The sequence below is a fragment of the Curtobacterium flaccumfaciens UCD-AKU genome (assembly GCF_000349565.1).
Classification (GTDB): Bacteria; Actinomycetota; Actinomycetes; order Actinomycetales; family Microbacteriaceae; genus Curtobacterium; species Curtobacterium poinsettiae.
Genome location: NZ_KB714629.1, coordinates 184292 through 201021 on the forward strand (window position 1 = coordinate 184292; position 16730 = coordinate 201021).

15 protein-coding genes are annotated in these 16730 nt (G+C 71.5%); 8 read left to right on the plus strand and 7 right to left on the minus strand.

All coding sequences use genetic code 11. The features are described from left to right. From H489_RS37425 to H489_RS33070, 4 genes are all read right to left on the minus strand, one after another. The coding region (locus tag H489_RS37425; protein ID WP_017888135.1) for a lamin tail domain-containing protein at positions 1–2052 on the minus strand (2052 nt) is incomplete at its 3' end. 266 nt (positions 2053–2318) lie between these two features. Further along, a complete protein-coding gene (locus H489_RS38525) occupies positions 2319–3323 on the minus strand; it encodes a hypothetical protein (RefSeq protein ID WP_200860531.1) in 1005 nt (334 codons plus the stop codon). 87 nt (positions 3324–3410) lie between these two features. Next, entirely contained in the window at positions 3411–4724 is a 1314-nt protein-coding gene (locus H489_RS33065; RefSeq protein ID WP_017888136.1) for an ROK family transcriptional regulator, read from the minus strand. Positions 4725–4767: 43 nt separating this feature from the next. After that, positions 4768–5820 carry a LacI family DNA-binding transcriptional regulator gene (locus H489_RS33070; RefSeq protein ID WP_017888137.1) on the minus strand — a complete coding sequence of 351 codons (1053 nt, stop codon included), beginning with the start codon at positions 5818–5820 and terminating at the stop codon, positions 4768–4770. A gap of 195 nt (positions 5821–6015) precedes the next feature. Between H489_RS33070 and H489_RS33075 the strand changes: the two genes are divergently transcribed. From H489_RS33075 to H489_RS38360, 8 genes are all read left to right on the plus strand, one after another. Further along, on the plus strand, positions 6016–6918 hold the full coding sequence (locus tag H489_RS33075) for a polysaccharide deacetylase family protein (RefSeq protein WP_017888138.1): 903 nt from the start codon (positions 6016–6018) through the stop codon (positions 6916–6918). Further along, positions 6918–7292, plus strand: a complete 375-nt coding sequence (locus H489_RS33080; RefSeq protein ID WP_017888139.1) for a hypothetical protein — start codon at positions 6918–6920, stop codon at positions 7290–7292. The genes H489_RS33075 and H489_RS33080 overlap by 1 nt, the downstream gene beginning before the upstream one ends. Further along, positions 7289–8335, plus strand: a complete 1047-nt coding sequence (locus H489_RS33085) for an asparaginase (protein ID WP_017888140.1) — start codon at positions 7289–7291, stop codon at positions 8333–8335. Before H489_RS33080 ends, H489_RS33085 begins: the two co-directional genes overlap by 4 nt. Before the next feature lie 82 nt (positions 8336–8417). Next, entirely contained in the window at positions 8418–9767 is a 1350-nt protein-coding gene (locus H489_RS33090) for an MFS transporter (protein ID WP_017888141.1), read from the plus strand. Next, positions 9764–10561, plus strand: a complete 798-nt coding sequence (locus tag H489_RS33095; protein WP_228500948.1) for an SDR family NAD(P)-dependent oxidoreductase — start codon at positions 9764–9766, stop codon at positions 10559–10561. The genes H489_RS33090 and H489_RS33095 overlap by 4 nt, the downstream gene beginning before the upstream one ends. Next, on the plus strand, positions 10561–11310 hold the full coding sequence (locus H489_RS33100) for an SDR family NAD(P)-dependent oxidoreductase (protein ID WP_017888143.1): 750 nt from the start codon (positions 10561–10563) through the stop codon (positions 11308–11310). The genes H489_RS33095 and H489_RS33100 overlap by 1 nt, the downstream gene beginning before the upstream one ends. Before the next feature lie 104 nt (positions 11311–11414). Beyond that, positions 11415–11870 carry a GNAT family N-acetyltransferase gene (locus H489_RS38355; RefSeq protein WP_017888144.1) on the plus strand — a complete coding sequence of 152 codons (456 nt, stop codon included), beginning with the start codon at positions 11415–11417 and terminating at the stop codon, positions 11868–11870. A 14-nt stretch (positions 11871–11884) separates the two neighbouring features. After that, positions 11885–12223, plus strand: coding sequence for an MGMT family protein (locus H489_RS38360; protein WP_017888145.1), 339 nt, complete (start codon positions 11885–11887; stop codon positions 12221–12223). A gap of 22 nt (positions 12224–12245) precedes the next feature. Here H489_RS38360 and H489_RS33115 read toward each other — a convergent pair whose 3' ends face one another. The 3 genes from H489_RS33115 to H489_RS33125 form a co-directional block, all read right to left on the minus strand. Next, the gene (locus H489_RS33115; RefSeq protein ID WP_017888146.1) at positions 12246–12674 is read right to left on the minus strand and encodes a DUF805 domain-containing protein; all 429 of its coding nucleotides are present in this window, start codon (positions 12672–12674) and stop codon (positions 12246–12248) included. Positions 12675–12711: 37 nt separating this feature from the next. Further along, a complete protein-coding gene (locus H489_RS33120) occupies positions 12712–14511 on the minus strand; it encodes an ABC transporter ATP-binding protein (RefSeq protein ID WP_031260262.1) in 1800 nt (599 codons plus the stop codon). A gap of 119 nt (positions 14512–14630) precedes the next feature. After that, positions 14631–16439 carry an ABC transporter ATP-binding protein gene (locus tag H489_RS33125; RefSeq protein WP_017888148.1) on the minus strand — a complete coding sequence of 603 codons (1809 nt, stop codon included), beginning with the start codon at positions 16437–16439 and terminating at the stop codon, positions 14631–14633. Positions 16440–16730: the final 291 nt, after the last annotated feature.

The window sequence follows — 16730 nt, forward strand, 5'->3', positions numbered from 1 at the left end:
CCCCGCACGAGCCGACGCCGGCGCCGAGACCCCACCACGGTTCGCCTCCGTCAACACCGACTCCGACGGCGCCACCGGGGCGACCGGCGCAGCCGACGGACCAGGGGTCGGGACCGCGGTGGGCGTCCCACCCGGAGTCGGCGTCGTGCCGCCGGCACCCGGAGACGGGATCGGCGTCGGCGTCGGCTCAGTGCCCGGGTCGGTGTCGCCGCCCTCGCACGGGTACGTCCCCGTCCGCAGCGAGAACCCGTCCGTGTCGTTGTCGTCGGCGGAGAAGGTCGCGCGCTCCCCGTCGGTGCAGATGCCCGAGATCGCGAAGCCCTCGTTGGCGAGCGTGCGGTCGGCGGCCGAGGGTGCCTCGTACAGCGTCGAGGCGCTGAAGGCCCCGTCGGTCACCTCGTACAGCGCGGTCCGGCCGGAGCACACGTCGTCGCAGGCCACCCAGAGCGCGTCGAGCGTCGGGTCGAACTGCACGTCGGCGACGACGGCGAGCGAGGTCGCGATCGTGGCGATGCGCGCCGAGGACCCGTCGTCCATCAGGGCGTAGGCGTACACGCTCGCAGTGCCCTCGACTCCGACGAAGAACAGCCCCTCGCCGTGTCCGGCGTAGCTCGACGGTGCGTAGGCGGCGCCGGTGCGCTCGTCGGTGAAGCCGTGCGCGGTGAGCCAGGTGTCCGGGATCCAGGTGACGCCCTCGAGCCCGGCGTTCGCGCCGAGCCCGGGGAAGTCCGCGGCGAGGTTCCACTCGTCGGCGGCCCGCAGGGTGGCCTCGGAGCCGTCGGTCGTGGCGTAGCGCAGGACCGACGGGCGGCTCGTGCTCGACACGTCGTTGTTGCGCTCGGTCGACACGTAGACGGCGCCGGGGTCGTCGCTCGTGACGGTCACACCCTCGGCGTCCGGGGTGCCCGTGCCGTCGGCGTAGCGCAGGTCGGTGCCCGCGGCGTTCGACGGTGCCCAGCCGCCCGCGCCGTCCGAGGTCAGGTGGTAGAGCAGGCCGTCGCCGTTCTGCACGGCCCAGAGCTGCCCGTCCCGCGAGGTCGTCGAGGTCGTCCAGTCGAGGCCGCTCAGGTCACCGGTGAAGGTGTCCTCGTCGTCGAGCACGGTCTCGTCCGGGCCGCCGGGCCAGGCCTCGGCGGTGACGACGCCGGCGAACCGGTTCGCCGCACCCTTCGTGGGTGCTGCCGTCTCGGCGAAGTCCCCGGTGCCGTCGGGGTTGCGGCCGTACGTCGTGGTCGCGTGCGCCGTCCACGAGGTCGAGTCGACGACCGCACCGCGGGCGTCGAAGAGCCGCGCGGAGTCCGCCTTGCCGAGTCCGAAGCCGAACGCCGCCTCGTCGAGGACGGTGAAGCCCCCGGCCGCGACGGTCGTACCCGCGGGGATCGTGTACGCGTGGTCGTCGTCGCTGTCGCGCAGCACGTACCCGCCCAGGTCGACGGTGGTGCTGCCGGTGTTGGTCAGCTCCACCCAGTCGCCGGGGGTGCCGTCCTGCGACTCGACCTCGTTGATCCGCACGGGTGAGGAGCAGTCGTTCGCAGCCCCCTTGGTCGACGCCGTGGTGTCCACGAGCGGCCCGACGCCGTCGGCGCAACGGCCGTAGGTGACACCCGCGTGGGTCGTCCAGGCGTACCGGAGCACCAGGTCGCCGGCAGGGTCGTAGAGGCGCGCGGTGTCGGCACCACCGAGCCCGAAGTCGAAGCCGGGGGCGGTCGCGGACAGCTGGTCGACGACGAAGTACCCGCCGGCGGCGATCGTCGAGCCGCTGGGGAGCACGTACGCGTCGTGCGAGCTGTCGGAGTCGAGGAACGCGTACCCGGTCAGGTCGATCGCGGCGTCCGAGGTGTTCTCGAGCTCCACCCAATCGGTGTCGTCGGCGTTCGACTCGACCTCGTTGACGACGAGGCCGTTCGCGGCGACGGCACCGACGGACGGGTCGTCGTCACCGACGGCGGCGAGGGCCGGGCTGGCGGTGACGACACCGGCGGCGACGACCAGGGCAGTCGCGACGGCCGCGCCGATGCGGAGTGTGGGTGGGCGCAGGGCAGGAGCGCGCATGCAGGGTCCTTCTCGGGACGATCGGGCTGAAGACCTGCACGACTGTTCAGCATCCACGCGACCGGCCGGTGGCCGCCCGGTGAACGGGCGGTGTCCCGGGTCGCGCCCGGCGCGCTGGACGCGCGACGTGTCGGCCTGGAGGCTCGGGGCGGGCCCGCACCGCGCCTCCCGTCCGCCGTGGGCACAGCCCACCGCATCCGGTGTGCAGAAGACGTCGGGTCCGCACGGCGAACCCGACGTCTTCTGCACACTCGTTGCCCGTGGTGTCAGCGCTCGGTGACCTCCGAGAAGTCCGGCGTCCCGTCGGGCAGCGCGGGCAGGGGCGTGCCGTCGACGTAGCGGGGCCAGGCCAGCGCGCGGGAGGCCGTCGGACGGGCCGCGTAGCGCCGTCCGTCGGACGCGACGACCGTGCCGGGCTCGGGCGTCGGTGCCGGTGCCGGTGCCGGGGTGGGCTCAGGGTGCAGTGCGGGTGCGGGTGCGGGCGCGGGCGGCGCGGGCGGCGAGGGCGCTTCGGGCACGGCAGCCTCGGGCTCCGGAGCGGCGGGCGTCGGCGTCGCACCCCAAGCCGGCTGCTGGTCTGGCACCGGCCACGTCGCCGATGGCCGAGGCGCTCGGGGCCGGAACAGCGCGTTGCTGAGGGGCACCACGACGGTGCCGAGCAGGTCGAGGATCACCACCACCCAGACGAGCCGCCAGTAGCCCCGCGCGTAGTCGACGTCCGGCGCGAGCAGCGGGATCGAGAGCAGCAGCGCGAGCAGGGCGATGACGCCGACGGTGGTCTTCGCGACGACCTGCAGGACGGGCGTCGGGTAGCGGCGGTGGATCACGAGCAGCAGGTGGACGTGCAGGAGCGCCACCCGGGCGACGCCGACGAGCCAGATCCAGTGCCAGAAGTGCTCCAGGACGTACCAGATGCCGTCACCGTCCGGCCCCGTCGGCACGATCCACACCTTGTACAGGCCGGCGACGAGCAGGTACATCGACGTGGCGATGCTCGCGAACGCGAAGATCCCCGACCGCCGGGACGACACGTCGGCGTCGTACCAGGACAGCAACGCGAAGACGACCACCACGACGATCGTCAGGAGCAGCTGGACCGCGACCATGCCGAAGTCGCCGAGGAGCACCGCGGCGATCCCGACGAGCCCGGCGGCGACGACCGCGCCGATGATCGTGCGGAAGACGAGCGGGCGCACCCTCGCCCACCGCGGGTCCATCGTGCCGCCGGTGCTGTCCGTACTGTCCGTACTGTCCGTGCCGCTGTCCGTCATGTGTCCCCCGTCGTCCCCGCACCCACGGCGGGTGCGTCGGACCGCAGCGTAGCGGGCCGGGGCGGGCCCGTCTCGTAGCCGGGGTCGTCAGCGCCGGATCAGCAGGGTGCTGGCCCGCGGCGAGAGCGCGGCGTCGAGCACCAGGCAGGCGGCACCCACAGCGGCGACGTCGGCACCGCGGTCACTCTCGACCACCTGCACCGGGTGCTTCGGCACGAGCAGCGGCGACCCGACGATGGCTGCACGCGCCGCGGGCAGCGCCGCACTCGCGATGCGCGACCAGAACGGGCCGCCGAACACCACGCGGTCGATGTCGAGCAGGTTGACGATGAGGACGACGGCGTTGCCCATGACGGTGCCGGCATCGGCCGCGAGCGTGACGGCGGTGTCGTCCCCGCCAGCGATCGCCGTTGCGAGTTCGTCCCACGCGGCGTCCACGGCGTCGACGTCGGTGGCGCCGCTGTCCGTGGCGTCGGTGGCGCCGGCCTCGGTGCCGTCGGCATCGTCGGCCTCGGCGCTCACGCCGCCGCCGGACAACGCCAGGCCCCGCGACCGCGCGACCCGCACCAGCCGGTCGGGCGCGACGGCAGCGCCGACCTCGCCACGCGTGCCCGAGCCGTCCGGGGTGCCCGCGAGCGCCCCCTGGTCGACCATGATGTGTCCGGCGTCGCCCGCGTTCGACCCCACCCCGCGCACGGGTTCGTGGTCGACGACGAGCCCGACGCCGAACCCGGTGCCGAAGTACACGAACGCGAAGTTGCGGGCCGAGGACTCCCCCGCCAGGAACATCTCACCGACCGCGGCGGCCGTGACGTCCTTCTCGAGCAGCACCGGGTAGCCCGTGGCCTCGGCGAGCGCGTCGCGCAGGGGCACGTCCCGCCACCGCGGCAGGAACGGCGGGTCGACCACGATGCCCGCCTCGACGTCGATGGGTCCGGGGCTCGCGATCCCGACGCCGAGCACGCTGTCGACGGCCACCCCGGCGTCGGCGACGAGCCCGTCGACGGCCGAGGCGATGGTGCGCACCACCTGGGACGGGTCGTCGGCGGTGGGGGTCGAGGTCGTGGACGCAGCGACGACCGTGCCGGCGAGGTCGAGCAGCACGTAGGTGACGACGGCCGGGTCGACGTGCACGCCGACCGCGTACCGGCTGCCGGGCTCGAGCCGCAGGATGGTGCGGGGCTTGCCGCGGCCCGAGACGACGGTGCCGGACTCGACGATCATCCCGGCATCGATCAGGAACCGGGTGACGTTCGACACGGTCTGCGCACTCAGGCCGGTGCGGGCGGCGAGTTCGACGCGGCTCAGGCCGTCGGGCGAGCGGCGGACGGCGTCGAGGACCACGGTGCGGTTGAACCCGCCGATCGACGGGAGGTTCGCTCCGCGTCGATGCTCTGCCATGCCGCGACGATACCGCGACCCCGCCCGGGTGCCCTGTGCCGGGTCAGCCCGCCGGATGCCCCGTCGACGACCGCACGACGAGCGAGACCGGGAGCGTCGCACCCTGCAGTGTCCCGTCGCCGATCGCCGCGAGCAGTCGCTCCACGGCCACGGTGCCCATCAGGGCGGTCGGTGAGTGCACGGTCGTCATGGGTGTGGGCAGCTGCGCCACGACGGAGATGTCGTTGTAGCCGACGATCGACAGGTCGTCGGGCACGCGGAGGCCGCGTTGCCGTGCAGCGCCCATCACGCCGATCGCCGCGGTGTCGTTGACGGCGAAGATCGCGGTCGGCGGGTCCGACAGCGAGAGCAGCGTGTGCGCGCCGACGACGCCTCCCTCGACCTCGAAGTCGCTGTGGACGACGAGCGCGTCGTCGACGACGACGTCCCGTCGCTCGTGTGCCAGACGGAACCCGGCCACCCGCTCCACGGCGGTGCTGGCGTGGCGCGGACCGGCGATGACGCCGATGCGGCGGTGCCCCAACGCGAGCAGGTGTTCCGTGGCCATCCGGCCGCCCTCGACGTCGTCACCGACCACCGCGGGCATCCAGTCCCCGGGGTGGCGGTTCGTCGCGATGACCGGCACGGGGAGGTCCGTCAGCCGCGGGTTCGGGGACGACAGGTGGAGCGAACTGACGATGAGGCCGTCGACCTGTCGGGAGAGCAGGAAGTCGACCGCGTCCAGCTGCGCGCCCATGTCGTCCGGGGGCGTCGTGAGCAGGAGCTGGTACCCGGCGGAGCGGGCAGCCGACTCGACGGACTGGCAGATCGTCGCGATGACCGTGTCGGCGAGCCGCGGCATCACGACGCCGATGGTGTTCGACCGCCGGGTCCGGAGCGACGCTGCGATCCGGTTGGGGCGGTACCCGAGCTCGGCCGCCGCCGCGATCACCCGCTGCGCCGAGTCGCTCCACCCCTTGGTCGGCTCCGCCTGTCGGAGCACGCGCGACGCCGTCGAGACGTGCACGCCGGCGAGCGCGGCGATGGCCTGGAGGTTCACGTCACCACGACGATCCTGCTGACCGTGTCCGGCCGGGTCGTCGCCTGCACTGCCCATCCGTCGAGTCTAGGTGACGGATCGTCGTGACACCGTGCGGCGCGAACGTTTGCGAGCACCTCGACCGACGACGGCCCGGAGGATCCGAAACACACTGGTTACACGGCTGGACGTCGGTCGAAACAGTCGGGTGTCAGGATTCCGGGCAATGCAAACGATTGCACGAATTGCAGCAACGATGAGAGACGGTGTCCCATGGTGAAAGAGATCTTCGTGTCCTTCGGCGTCGACATCGACGCGGTCGCGGGCTGGCTCGGCTCCTACGGCGGGGCGGATTCCCCCTCGGACATCCAGCGCGGGATCTTCGCGGGGCGCACCGGTGTGCCGCGTCTGCAGAAGGTGTTCGACCGCGCCGACATCGCAGCGACCTGGTTCATCCCCGGCCACTCGCTCGAGACCTTCCCGGACGAGTGCAAGGCCCTGTTCGACGCCGGCCACGAGATCGGTGCGCACGGGTACAGCCACGAGAACCCGGTGGCGATGACCGAGGCGCAGGAGGACGCGGTGATGGAGCGCTCGGTCGAGCTGATCACCCGGCTCACGGGTCGGCAGCCGACGGGCTACGTCGCTCCGTGGTGGGAACTGAGCAGCTACACGCCCACACTCCTGGAGAAGTTCGGGTTCAGCTACGACCACAGTCAGCAGCACAAGGACTTCGTCCCCTACTACTCGATCGTCGGCGACCAGTGGACACCGATCGACTACTCGCAGGACCCGCACACGTGGATGACGCCGCTCGTCCACGGGAGCGAGATCGACCTCGTCGAGATCGCGGCGAACTGGTACGTCGACGACCTGCCCCCGATGATGTTCATCAAGTCGAGCCCGAACAGCCACGGCTTCGTCAACCCGCGCGACGTCGAGCAGATGTGGAAGGACCAGTTCGACTGGGTGTACCGCGAACTCGACTACGCCGTCTTCCCGATCACGATCCACCCCGACGTCTCCGGGCGCCCGCAGGTCCTGCTCATGATCGAGCGGCTCATCGAGTACATCAGGGGCCACGAGGGCGTCCGGTTCGTCACGATGAACGAGATCGCCGACGACTTCCGCGTCCGCTTCCCGTTCGCGCAGCCCGAGCGTCCACGCGAGTCCTGATGTGCGGCGGATGTGGCGGCAACGGCGGGAACCGTGACTGGTACGCCGCCGGTGTCGAGGACTCCCCGGCCGCGCGCAAGCGGGCGCAGCTCCGGCTGGCCGCCTGGGCGACCCGGCTCTTCGCGGACGACCGGATCCGTGTCCACGAGGTCCCGGGCACCGTCCGGCTCGTGATCGTCGGGCCGACCGGCAAGCGCGTCGTGGCGCAGGGCGTCGACGGCGTCCTGGACGCGGTCGAACAGGTCGGAGCCGGGCGCACCGACTGGTCGGCCGTCGCGACCCGCGTCCGCAGGGCCGACCCGCGGGACGACACCGACTGGGAACACCGCAGCCTCGCCCGCGCGGTCGATCGACGAAGGGACACCCGGCCGTGACGGACCCCACGCTCCCGCGGATCGTGTACCTCGCCCTCGGTGGGACCATCGCGAGCGTCACCTCGGGCGATCCGCGCGGTTCCGGCGATCCGCGCGGCTCCGGCGCCGTCCCGCGGATCGCAGCCCGTGACCTCCTCGCCGGTGTGCCGGCCATCGCGCAGGTCGCACGGGTCGAGGCCCGCCAGCTCGGCATGGTGCCCTCTCCCTCGCTCGACTTCGACGACGTGCAGCGCGCGCTCGACGCCGCGCGGGACGCCGTCGGCTCCGGAGCCTCGGGCGTCGTGCTGTCGCAGGGCACGGACACCATCGAGGAGACCGCGTACCTGCTCGACCTCGCGTGGGACCGCCCCGAGCCCCTCGTCGTCACCGGAGCGATGCGCCACGCCTCCTCGCCCGGTGCGGACGGTCCGGCGAACCTGCTGGCGGCCGTGAACGTGGCCGCGGCACCGGCAGCAGCGGGACGCGGTGTCCTCGTCGTGCTCGACGACGAGGTGCACGCCGCCAGGGCGGTCCGCAAGACGCACACCTCGTCGACCGGCGCCTTCACCTCTCCGGGTTCCGGTCCGCTCGGACGGGTCACCGAGGGCTCGCCCGTCTTCCACGCTCCGGCGGCCCGAGTGCCCGCGCTCACCACACGCGTCGCCCCGCTGCCCCCGGTGGCCCTGCAGCGGGTCACCCTCGCTGACGACGGCCGGGTCCTGTCGACCCTGGACGGACTCGGGTACCGCGGCGCGGTCATCGAGGGCTTCGGCGGCGGGCACGTCGCCGAGCGCACGGTCGATGCCGTCCGCGCACTCGCCGCGCAGATGCCGGTCGTGCTGGCGTCGCGGACCGGCGCCGGCGCGACGCTCACGACGACGTACGGCTTCGCGGGCGGCGAGATCGACCTGCTCGGCGCCGGACTCGTCCCCGCCGGCACCCTCGACGGCCTCAAGGCGCGCCTCCTGCTGGCCGCGCTGCTCGCCCTCGACGCCCCGGACGACCGCATCCACGCGGCGTTCGACGCCCATGGCCGGGGCTCATCCCCGACCGGACACCCCTGACCGCACCGACGCTCCGCCTCCGCCCGTCAGCCCGCGCCGCGACACCGTCGCAGCGCCGCACCGCCGTACCGAGAGGAAGACCATGTCCACCACGACCATCCACGAGCCCGAGGACCTCGAGCTCGCCACCGGGACGTTCCCGACGATCGGGCCGAAGGAGACCAAGCGCGGCGCGACGCTGGCGTTCTTCGCCTGGACCCTCGCCGTCTACGACTTCATCATGTTCGGCACGCTCCTCCCCCGCATCGCCGAGGACTTCGGGTGGAACGAGCAGACCGCCCTGCTGGCGAACACCCTCGTGAGCGTCGGGGTCTTCGTCGTCGTCGTCCTCGTCGGTCTGTTCGTGGACCGACTCGGTCGGCGCCGGGGCATGATGATCACGATCGGCGGCGCGGCCCTGTCCTCGCTGCTGACGGCGGCGTCGACGGGGGTCGCCTCGCTCGTCGGTTTCCGGGCCCTGAGCGGCTTCGGGATGGCCGAGCAGTCGGTCAACTCCACCTACCTCAACGAGGTCTTCGCGCTCACCGAGCTCGAGGGCGTCAAGAAGCGTCGCGGCTTCTTCTACAGCCTCGTCCAGACCGGGTGGCCGATCGGCGCGCTCCTCGCGGCCGCGTTCATCGCCGGCATCAACGGGCTGTTCGGACAGGAGTCCTGGCGGCTCGCGTTCCTCATCGCCACCGTCCCGGCGCTCTTCGTGCTGTTCCTGCGCAAGGGCATCAAGGAGACGCCGCAGCACCGTCTGAACACCTACCTGCGGCAGCTGCGGAAGTCCGGTCGCACCGAGGAGGCCGCCGAGGTCGCCGCCCGCTTCGGCATCGTCGACGAGGGTCCGAACCCGCTGCGGGCGATCTTCGGCCGACGGTACGCACGCAACACCGTCGTGCTCTCGATCGCCTGGATCGTGAACTACTTCGGCATCACCACCACGAGCGTGCTCGGGACGACGATGCTCGAGGGCGTCAAGGGTGTCGACCCGAGCATGTCGCTGCTCATCATCGTGCTGTCCAACGTGGTAGGCGCCGCGGGCTACCTGTTCCACGGCTGGCTCGGCGACATCATCGGCCGCAAGACCACGATCGTCGTGGGCTGGGTGCTCGCCGGTGTGTGCTGGACCCTCTTCGTGCTCGGGCCGGACGACTTCGGCTACGTCCTCGTCACGTACATGCTGACGCTGTTCTTCCTGCTCGGACCGTACGCGTCGCTGCTCTTCCTGCAGGCGGAGTGCTTCGACTCGAGCTGCCGCGCGACCGGGTCCGCGTTCGTCACCGCGATGGGACAGCCCGGCACCATCATCGGCTCGGCTGTGCTGACGGCCCTCGTCGCCGGGAGCATCGGGCTCGGCCCGGCAGCCCTCATCGTCGGTGCGGGCGGCATGGTCCTCTCCGGTCTGATCATGCTCGCGACGAAGCGCGTGGCGGTGATCGAGCATTGAGCGTCACGACACCGGCAGGCGTGTACTCCGAGTTCGCGGGGAGCGTGGTCGTCATCACCGGCGCCGCGAGCGGGATCGGCGCGGCCCTCGCCGTGCAGCTCGCCGAGTACGGCGCGAACATCGTCATCCCCGTCTTCGCGGGTGACCCGCACGATCCCGCACCCGTCGTCGACGCCGTCGAGGCGGCCGGTGGCAGTGCGCTGACGGTCGCCGCGGACGTCCGCAGCACCGAGGACGTCGACGCCGTGTTCCAGGCGGCCGTCGACCGCTGGGGGCGCGTCGACCACGTCGTGGCGGGAGCGGGGGTGCTCCGCCGGCAGCCGCTCGACACCATGACCGACGCGGCGTGGGACGACATCCTGCAGGTGGACCTGCACGGTGTGATGCGCACGCTCCGGGCCGGCGCCCGACACCTCGACCGGGGCGGGTCGATGGTGGCCGTCTCGTCGATCGCGGGCGGGGTGTACGGCTGGGTCGCGCACAGCCACTACGCCGCGTGCAAGGCGGCGGTGATCGGCCTCGCCCGGAGTGCGGCAGCCGAACTCGCACCGCGTGGGATCCGGGTGAACACCATCATCCCGGGGCTCATCGAGACGCCGCAGTCCTCGGACGCCCAGAACTCGCTCGGTCCGGCGGGCCTCGCCGCCGCGGGTGCTCGGATCCCGTGGGGTCGGGTCGGCCACGCCGAGGAGGCCGCCGCGGCCATCCGGTTCCTGCTCAGCCACGAGGCGCGCTACGTCACCGGGCAGGAACTCGTCGTCGACGGCGGCCTGACGATCCTGATGGCCGACTGATGCCGGACCGGACGGCGTTCGACCTCACCGGGACGACCGCGCTCGTGACGGGCGGTGCGAGCGGCATCGGGCTCGCGATCGTGGAGACCTTCGTCACCGCAGGAGCGCGGGTCGTCGCCGCCGACCTCGACGCCGACGGCCTGGCGGACCTCGCCGAGCGGCTGGGCGTCCGGACCATCGTGCTCGACGTCACCGACGAGGACCGGGTCGAGGCCGCCGTGGCGTCGGTCGACGAGGAGTCCGGCGGGATCCAGGTCCTGGTGAACGCCGCCGGCGTGCTCTCGCAGGCGCCGCTCGAGGAACTCACCACGGAGGACTGGGCGCGTGTCATCGCGATCGACCTGACCGGGGTCTTCCTGGTGATGCGAGCAGTCGGTCGGCGGATGCTCCGCGACGGGCACGGGCGCATCATCAACCTCGCCTCGCAGCTGGCGATCAAGGGCGGTTCCGAGGTCGCGCACTACGCGGCAGCGAAGGCCGGCGTCATCGCGCTGACGAAGAGCGCCGCGATCGAGTGGAGCGGGCGGGGTGTGCTCGTCAACGCGATCGCACCCGGCCCGATCGTCTCCCCGATGACGGACCGGATGACCCAGCAGTGGCGGACGGACAAGGCCGCCGAGCTCCCGATCGGACGCTTCGGGGTCCCCGCCGAGGTCGCGCCGACCGCCCTGCTGCTCGCGTCGTCCCCGGCGGGTGACCTGTACACCGGGCAGACGCTCGGCCCGAACTCGGGTGACGTCATGCCGTGAGCAGCACCCGCCGGTCGGCCGCCCGGTTCCGCCGCGACAACGGTGCGGTCTCGGTCTGCCGTCGCCACTGGCTTCCGCAGGGTCAGCACCGTTACCCTGGCCGCATGTCCGACCTGCGCCTGGAAGAACTCTCCGCGAAGACCGCTGCCGCGGCCAACTCCCTGACGCTCAAGCCGGGCCAGGAACAGTTCGTGCAGCCGACCACCTACGGGGTCGCCGAGACCGACGTCAAGCCGAGCTCCGCGTGGACCCGTGTCGTCCTCGACGACGACGAGGTCCTCGGCCTGATCATCGGTTCGTTCGACGCCGACAACGCGCAGGAAGAACTGCGCAGCTGCATCTGGCGCGTCAACGTGGCAGCCAGCGCGCAGGGCCGTGGCGTCGGTCGCTTCGCCGTGCACGGTCTGGCGGACGAAGCGCGCAGCCGCGGGTTCGAGCGACTGACGGTCGTGTACGAGCCCGGCGGCGACGACAGCCCCGAGGCGTTCTTCCGCGCCGTGGGCTTCGAGGTCGTGCGCGAGACCCAGTACGGCGACCACTTCGCGGTCCTGACGCTCTAGCACGCTCCGACGACGTGCCCACCGACGACGCATCGGTCGACTTCGGCGCCGCCGTCGCCGAGGTGGTGCGGATGATCCCGCCCGGTCACGTCATGACGTACGGCGACGTCGCCGCAGTCCTCGGATCGCGGGCCTCTCGTGCCGTCGGCAAGGTGATGGCGCACGAGGGCGCCGACCTGCCGTGGTGGCGTGTGGTGCGCGCGGGTGGGCACCCGCCGCTCCGCCACGAGGCCCGGGCGCTCGAGCACTACCGGGCCGAGGGGACCCCGCTCGTGCAGGGGACGACGACCTGGAGGCTCGACATGCGTCGTGCGCGCTGGTCACCGGCAACGGACGCGGACGACCCGTTCTGACCCCGCGCCGCGCGGGTCGACCTCAGCGGTCGAAGCGCGCACCCTTCGGGTTCGCGGGCAGCAGGCACAGCACGTAGACGATCAGCGAGCCGAGGCCCGGCAGCACGTGCAGGAACTGCCAGAAGCCGGACAGGTTCGCGTCGTGCAGTCGTCGGGCGCCGAGGCCGAGGGAGCCGACGAGCGTCGCGAGCACCCACAGCATGAACAGGTACGACCCGACGGGGTTCTCGAGCACCGGGGTGTCCGGCGTGAACACCTGCGGCACGAGCTGCAGCACGAGCCCGATCGCGAGCGACGTCAGCCACCACCACCAGAACTCGGCGCGCGATGCCCGTCCGGTGAACACGGTGTACTTCCGCCAGAACCGGCGAACGGCCTCGGTGAAGGGGGCACCGTAGAAGGGGTCGTGCAGGGCGACGCCGCCGGGCTGCACCACGCTGTCGTTGCTCATGGAGCAAGCCAACCACGTGGTGCAGCCCGACCGGGGCCTAGACGAGCGAGTCGCGCCAGGCTGCGTGCAGCTGGGCGAAGCGCCCGGTGCCGGCGATGAGGTCGGCGGGGGTACCGTCCTCGACGATCCGGCCGTGCTCCATCACGAGCACCCGGTGGGCGATCGCGACGGTGGACAGCCGGTGCGCGATGATCACCGCGGTGCGGTCGGCGAGCAGGGTCTCCAGGCCCTCCTGCACGAGTCGCTCCGAGGGGATGTCGAGCGACGCCGTGGCCTCGTCGAGGATGAGCACCTTCGGGTCCGCGATGAACGCCCGCGCGAACGAGAGCAGCTGCCGCTGGCCCGCCGAGACACGGCCACCGCGCTTGTTCACGTCGGTGTCGTACCCGTCGGGCAGCGCCATGATGAACTCGTGCGCGCCGACCGCCTTGGCCGACGCCTCGATCTCCTGGCGGGACGCCCCGGGCTTGCCGAGCGCGATGTTGTCCGCGACGGTTCCGGAGAACAGGTAGGCCTCTTGCGTGACCATGACGATCGCGCGGCGCATGTCCTTCGTGTCGAGGTCACGCAGGTCCACACCGTCGAGCTTGACGGAGCCCTGACTCGGGTCGTAGAAGCGCGCCATGAGCTTGGCGAGCGTCGACTTGCCGGCGCCGGTGGAACCGACGAGGGCGATGGTCTGCCCCGACGGGATGTGCAGGTCGAACTCCGGCAGCACGACCTTGCCCTTGTTGTAGGCGAACACGACGTCGTCGAAGTCCATCTTCCCGGTGGCGTCCGCCAGACGGGTGGGCTTCACGGGGTCCGGCACGCTCGGCCGTTCCTCGAGGACGCCGGAGATCTTCTCCATCGCCGCTGAGGCGGACTGGTACCCGTTGTAGAACATCGCGAGTTCCTGCGCCGGGTCGAAGAAGCGCTTGGCGTACAGCGCGACCGCGAGCAGCGCACCGACCTCGAGCGTCCCGCCGACGATCCGGAAGCCGCCGACGATGACGACCGCGGCGAGCGTGGCGTTGCCGATGAGCACGAGCACCGGGTCGAAGGTCCCGAACAGGTTGAACACCTTCGTGTTCGCCACCCGGTAGTCCTCGACGTAGCCGCCGTACTCGTCACGGTTGCGGGACTCCTTGCGGAACGCCTGCACCGCGCGGATGCCCGTCATCGTCTCGACGAAGTGCACGATCACGCGCGCCGAGGTGACACGGGTGGAGCGGAACAGCGTCTGCGAGTTCGTCTGGAACCAGCGGATCAGGAACCAGAGCGGCACGAGCGACACCGCGAGCACGAGCCCGGACGTCGGGTCGAGCAGCACCAGGGCCACGGCGGTGAACGCCATGTACAGCACGCCCTGGATGAGCTGGTTCAGCCCCGAGTCGAGCAGCTCGCGGATCGAGTCGAGGTCACTCGTCTGGCGCGAGATGATCCGGCCCGACGTGTAGGTCTCGTGGAACTCGAGCGAGAGCCGCTGCGTGTGCAGGAACACCCGCTTGCGCAGGTCGAACAGGATCGCCTGGCTGATCCGAGCCGCGAGCACCGTGTACCAGGCGGTGAGCACCGCACCGAGGACGGCCACGACGATGTACGTCGAGACGACGCCGAACGCCGGCACCCAGTCGTTCTGGTCCATCACCGCGGGCAGGGCGTTGTCGATGCCCCACGCGATGAGCGCCGGACCCGCGACGGTGCCGGCGGTCGAGACCACGACCACGATGCCGAGCAGCACCAGCCGGAGCTTCAGCGGTGCGGCGAGGGACCCGAGCAGGGCGAGGGACCGGCGCCGCAGGCGCTTGCTCTCGGCCTTCGTGAAGTCCTCACGCTCCTCGCCGCGCACGCCCATGGTGGTGATCGAGGCGGTGACGGGGGCGGCAGCCTGCGCGTCGGCGATGTCGTCGACGACGGGATCCGCGCCTCCCGGCCCGGCCGACGTGTCGAGCGGCAGGTTCTTCTCTTGCTGGCTCATGCCATCGCCTCCTGTCGTGCGGTCGCGTCGTCGTCGTCGAGCGACGAGATGACGTAGCGGTAGTGCTCGTTGGTGGCCATCAGGTCGTGGTGGGTCCCGACGGCCGTGACGACGCCGTTCTCCATCAGGGCGACCCGGTCGGCCAGCGTCACCGTCGACGGACGGTGCGCCACGATGAGCGACGTGGTGTCGGCGAGCACGCGTCGCAGGCCCGCTTCGACCCGCGCCTCGGTGTCGACGTCGAGCGCCGACAGCGGGTCGTCGAGCACCAGGACCGACGGCCGCGCCGCGATCGCACGGGCGAGTGCCAGGCGCTGGCGCTGCCCACCGGACAGCGACAGCCCCTCTTCACCGACCCGGGTGTCGACGCCGTCGGGCAGGTCGTCCACGAAGGACGCCTGCGCGATGTCGAGCGCCTCACGCATGAGCGCCTCGGCCTCGGCACCCTGCACGTCCGGTCGACCGAGCAGCACGTTCTCACGCACGGTCGACGAGAACAGGGTGGCGTCCTCGAAGGCGACGCCGACGTGCCGGCGGAGCTCTTCGCGGGTGAGGTCGCGGATGTCGACCCCGTCGATCGTCACCGAACCACCGGTCACGTCGTACAGACGCGGCACGAGCGAGAGCAGCGTGGTCTTGCCGCAGCCGGTCAGCCCGACGAGCGCCATGGTCTCGCCCGGCTGCAGCTGCAGTTCGACGCCGTTGATCAGGTCCGGGTACTGCGGTGCGGAGTCCTGGTACCGGAAGTGCACGCCGTTGAACGACAGCGCACCGTGCGGCTCGGGGATCGTCTTCGGGTGTTCCGGGTCCGTGATGGTGTTCTCGGAGTCCATGACCTCGAAGAAGCGGTCGACCGCCGTGCGGGTGTCGAACGTCATCGAGAGCAGGAAGCCGATCGACTCGATCGGGAACCGCAGCACCGTCGCCGTCGCGAAGAACGCGAACAGCTGGCCGACGGTGAGCTGCCCCTGCGAGGCCAGCCAGATGCCGGCGAGCAGGCACAGCGCGAACGCGACGTCCGGCACGAGCAGCAGCCACAGCCAGATGCCGGCGATGGCCTTCGCCTTCTTGATCTCGGTGCCGCGCAGGGCTTCGGCCTGCTCGCTGAACTCCTCGAGCTTCGCGCCGCCGCGACCGAACGCCTTGAGCACGCGGATGCCGTGCACCGACTGCTCGACGCTCGTGGCGAGGTCGCCCACCTGGTCCTGGCTGCGGCGTGCGACGGCGGAGTACCGGCGCTCGAACAGCAGGCCGTTGATCCACAGCGGGATCGACGCGATCAGGAAGATCAGCCCGAGGATCCACCCGAAGGTGAACAGCACGACGAAGCCGACGACGATCGTCACGATGTTGACGACGAGCAGGACGACCCCGAAGGCCAGCCAGCGCCGGATCAGCGACAGGTCGGACACGGAACGGGACAGCAGCTGCCCGGACTCCCAGCGGTCGTGGAACGCGACCGGCAGGTCCTGCAGCTTCGCGTAGAGCGAGTTGCGCATGCTCGTCTCGATGCGGGTCGAGGGACGCATCACCAGCCGGCGGCGCGAGGCGATGAAGAACGCCTCGAGCACACCGAGGGCCAGCACCCCGAGCCCGGCGGGCCAGATCTGTGCCGAGTCGCGCGACGACAGCGGACCGTCGACGAGCCACTGCAGCACGTAGGGGATTGCGAGCGCCACCAGGGAGGCTCCCATCGCTGCGGCCATGCCGCCGATGAGGCGCCCCTGGTAGGGCTTCACGTAGGGGTAGATCCGCGCGATCGCGCGGAAGGTGGACGGGCGCGCCGTGGTGGGCGACTTGGACATGGTTGCGTCCTCATGCGTCTGCCGGGTCCCCGGGTCGCGCTGCGCGGTGCTTGCTTGCTTGCTTGCTGCTTGCTTGCTTGCTTGCTTGCTGCTTGCTTGCTCGCGTCGCGCGGCTTCGGCCTGGAGGCTCGGTGTGGCGTTGCGTGGTGATCATCGGCCGGGCGCGTGGTCGCGTCTCCGCCGTCACTCGCGTGACGTCGGTCGGGCCGGAGGCACCGGGGGAGCGTCGTCCCCCGGGTTCAGGCGGGTGGTTCGCGGACGCCGGTGGTGCTGCGTCGCGGGGCCGTGGGA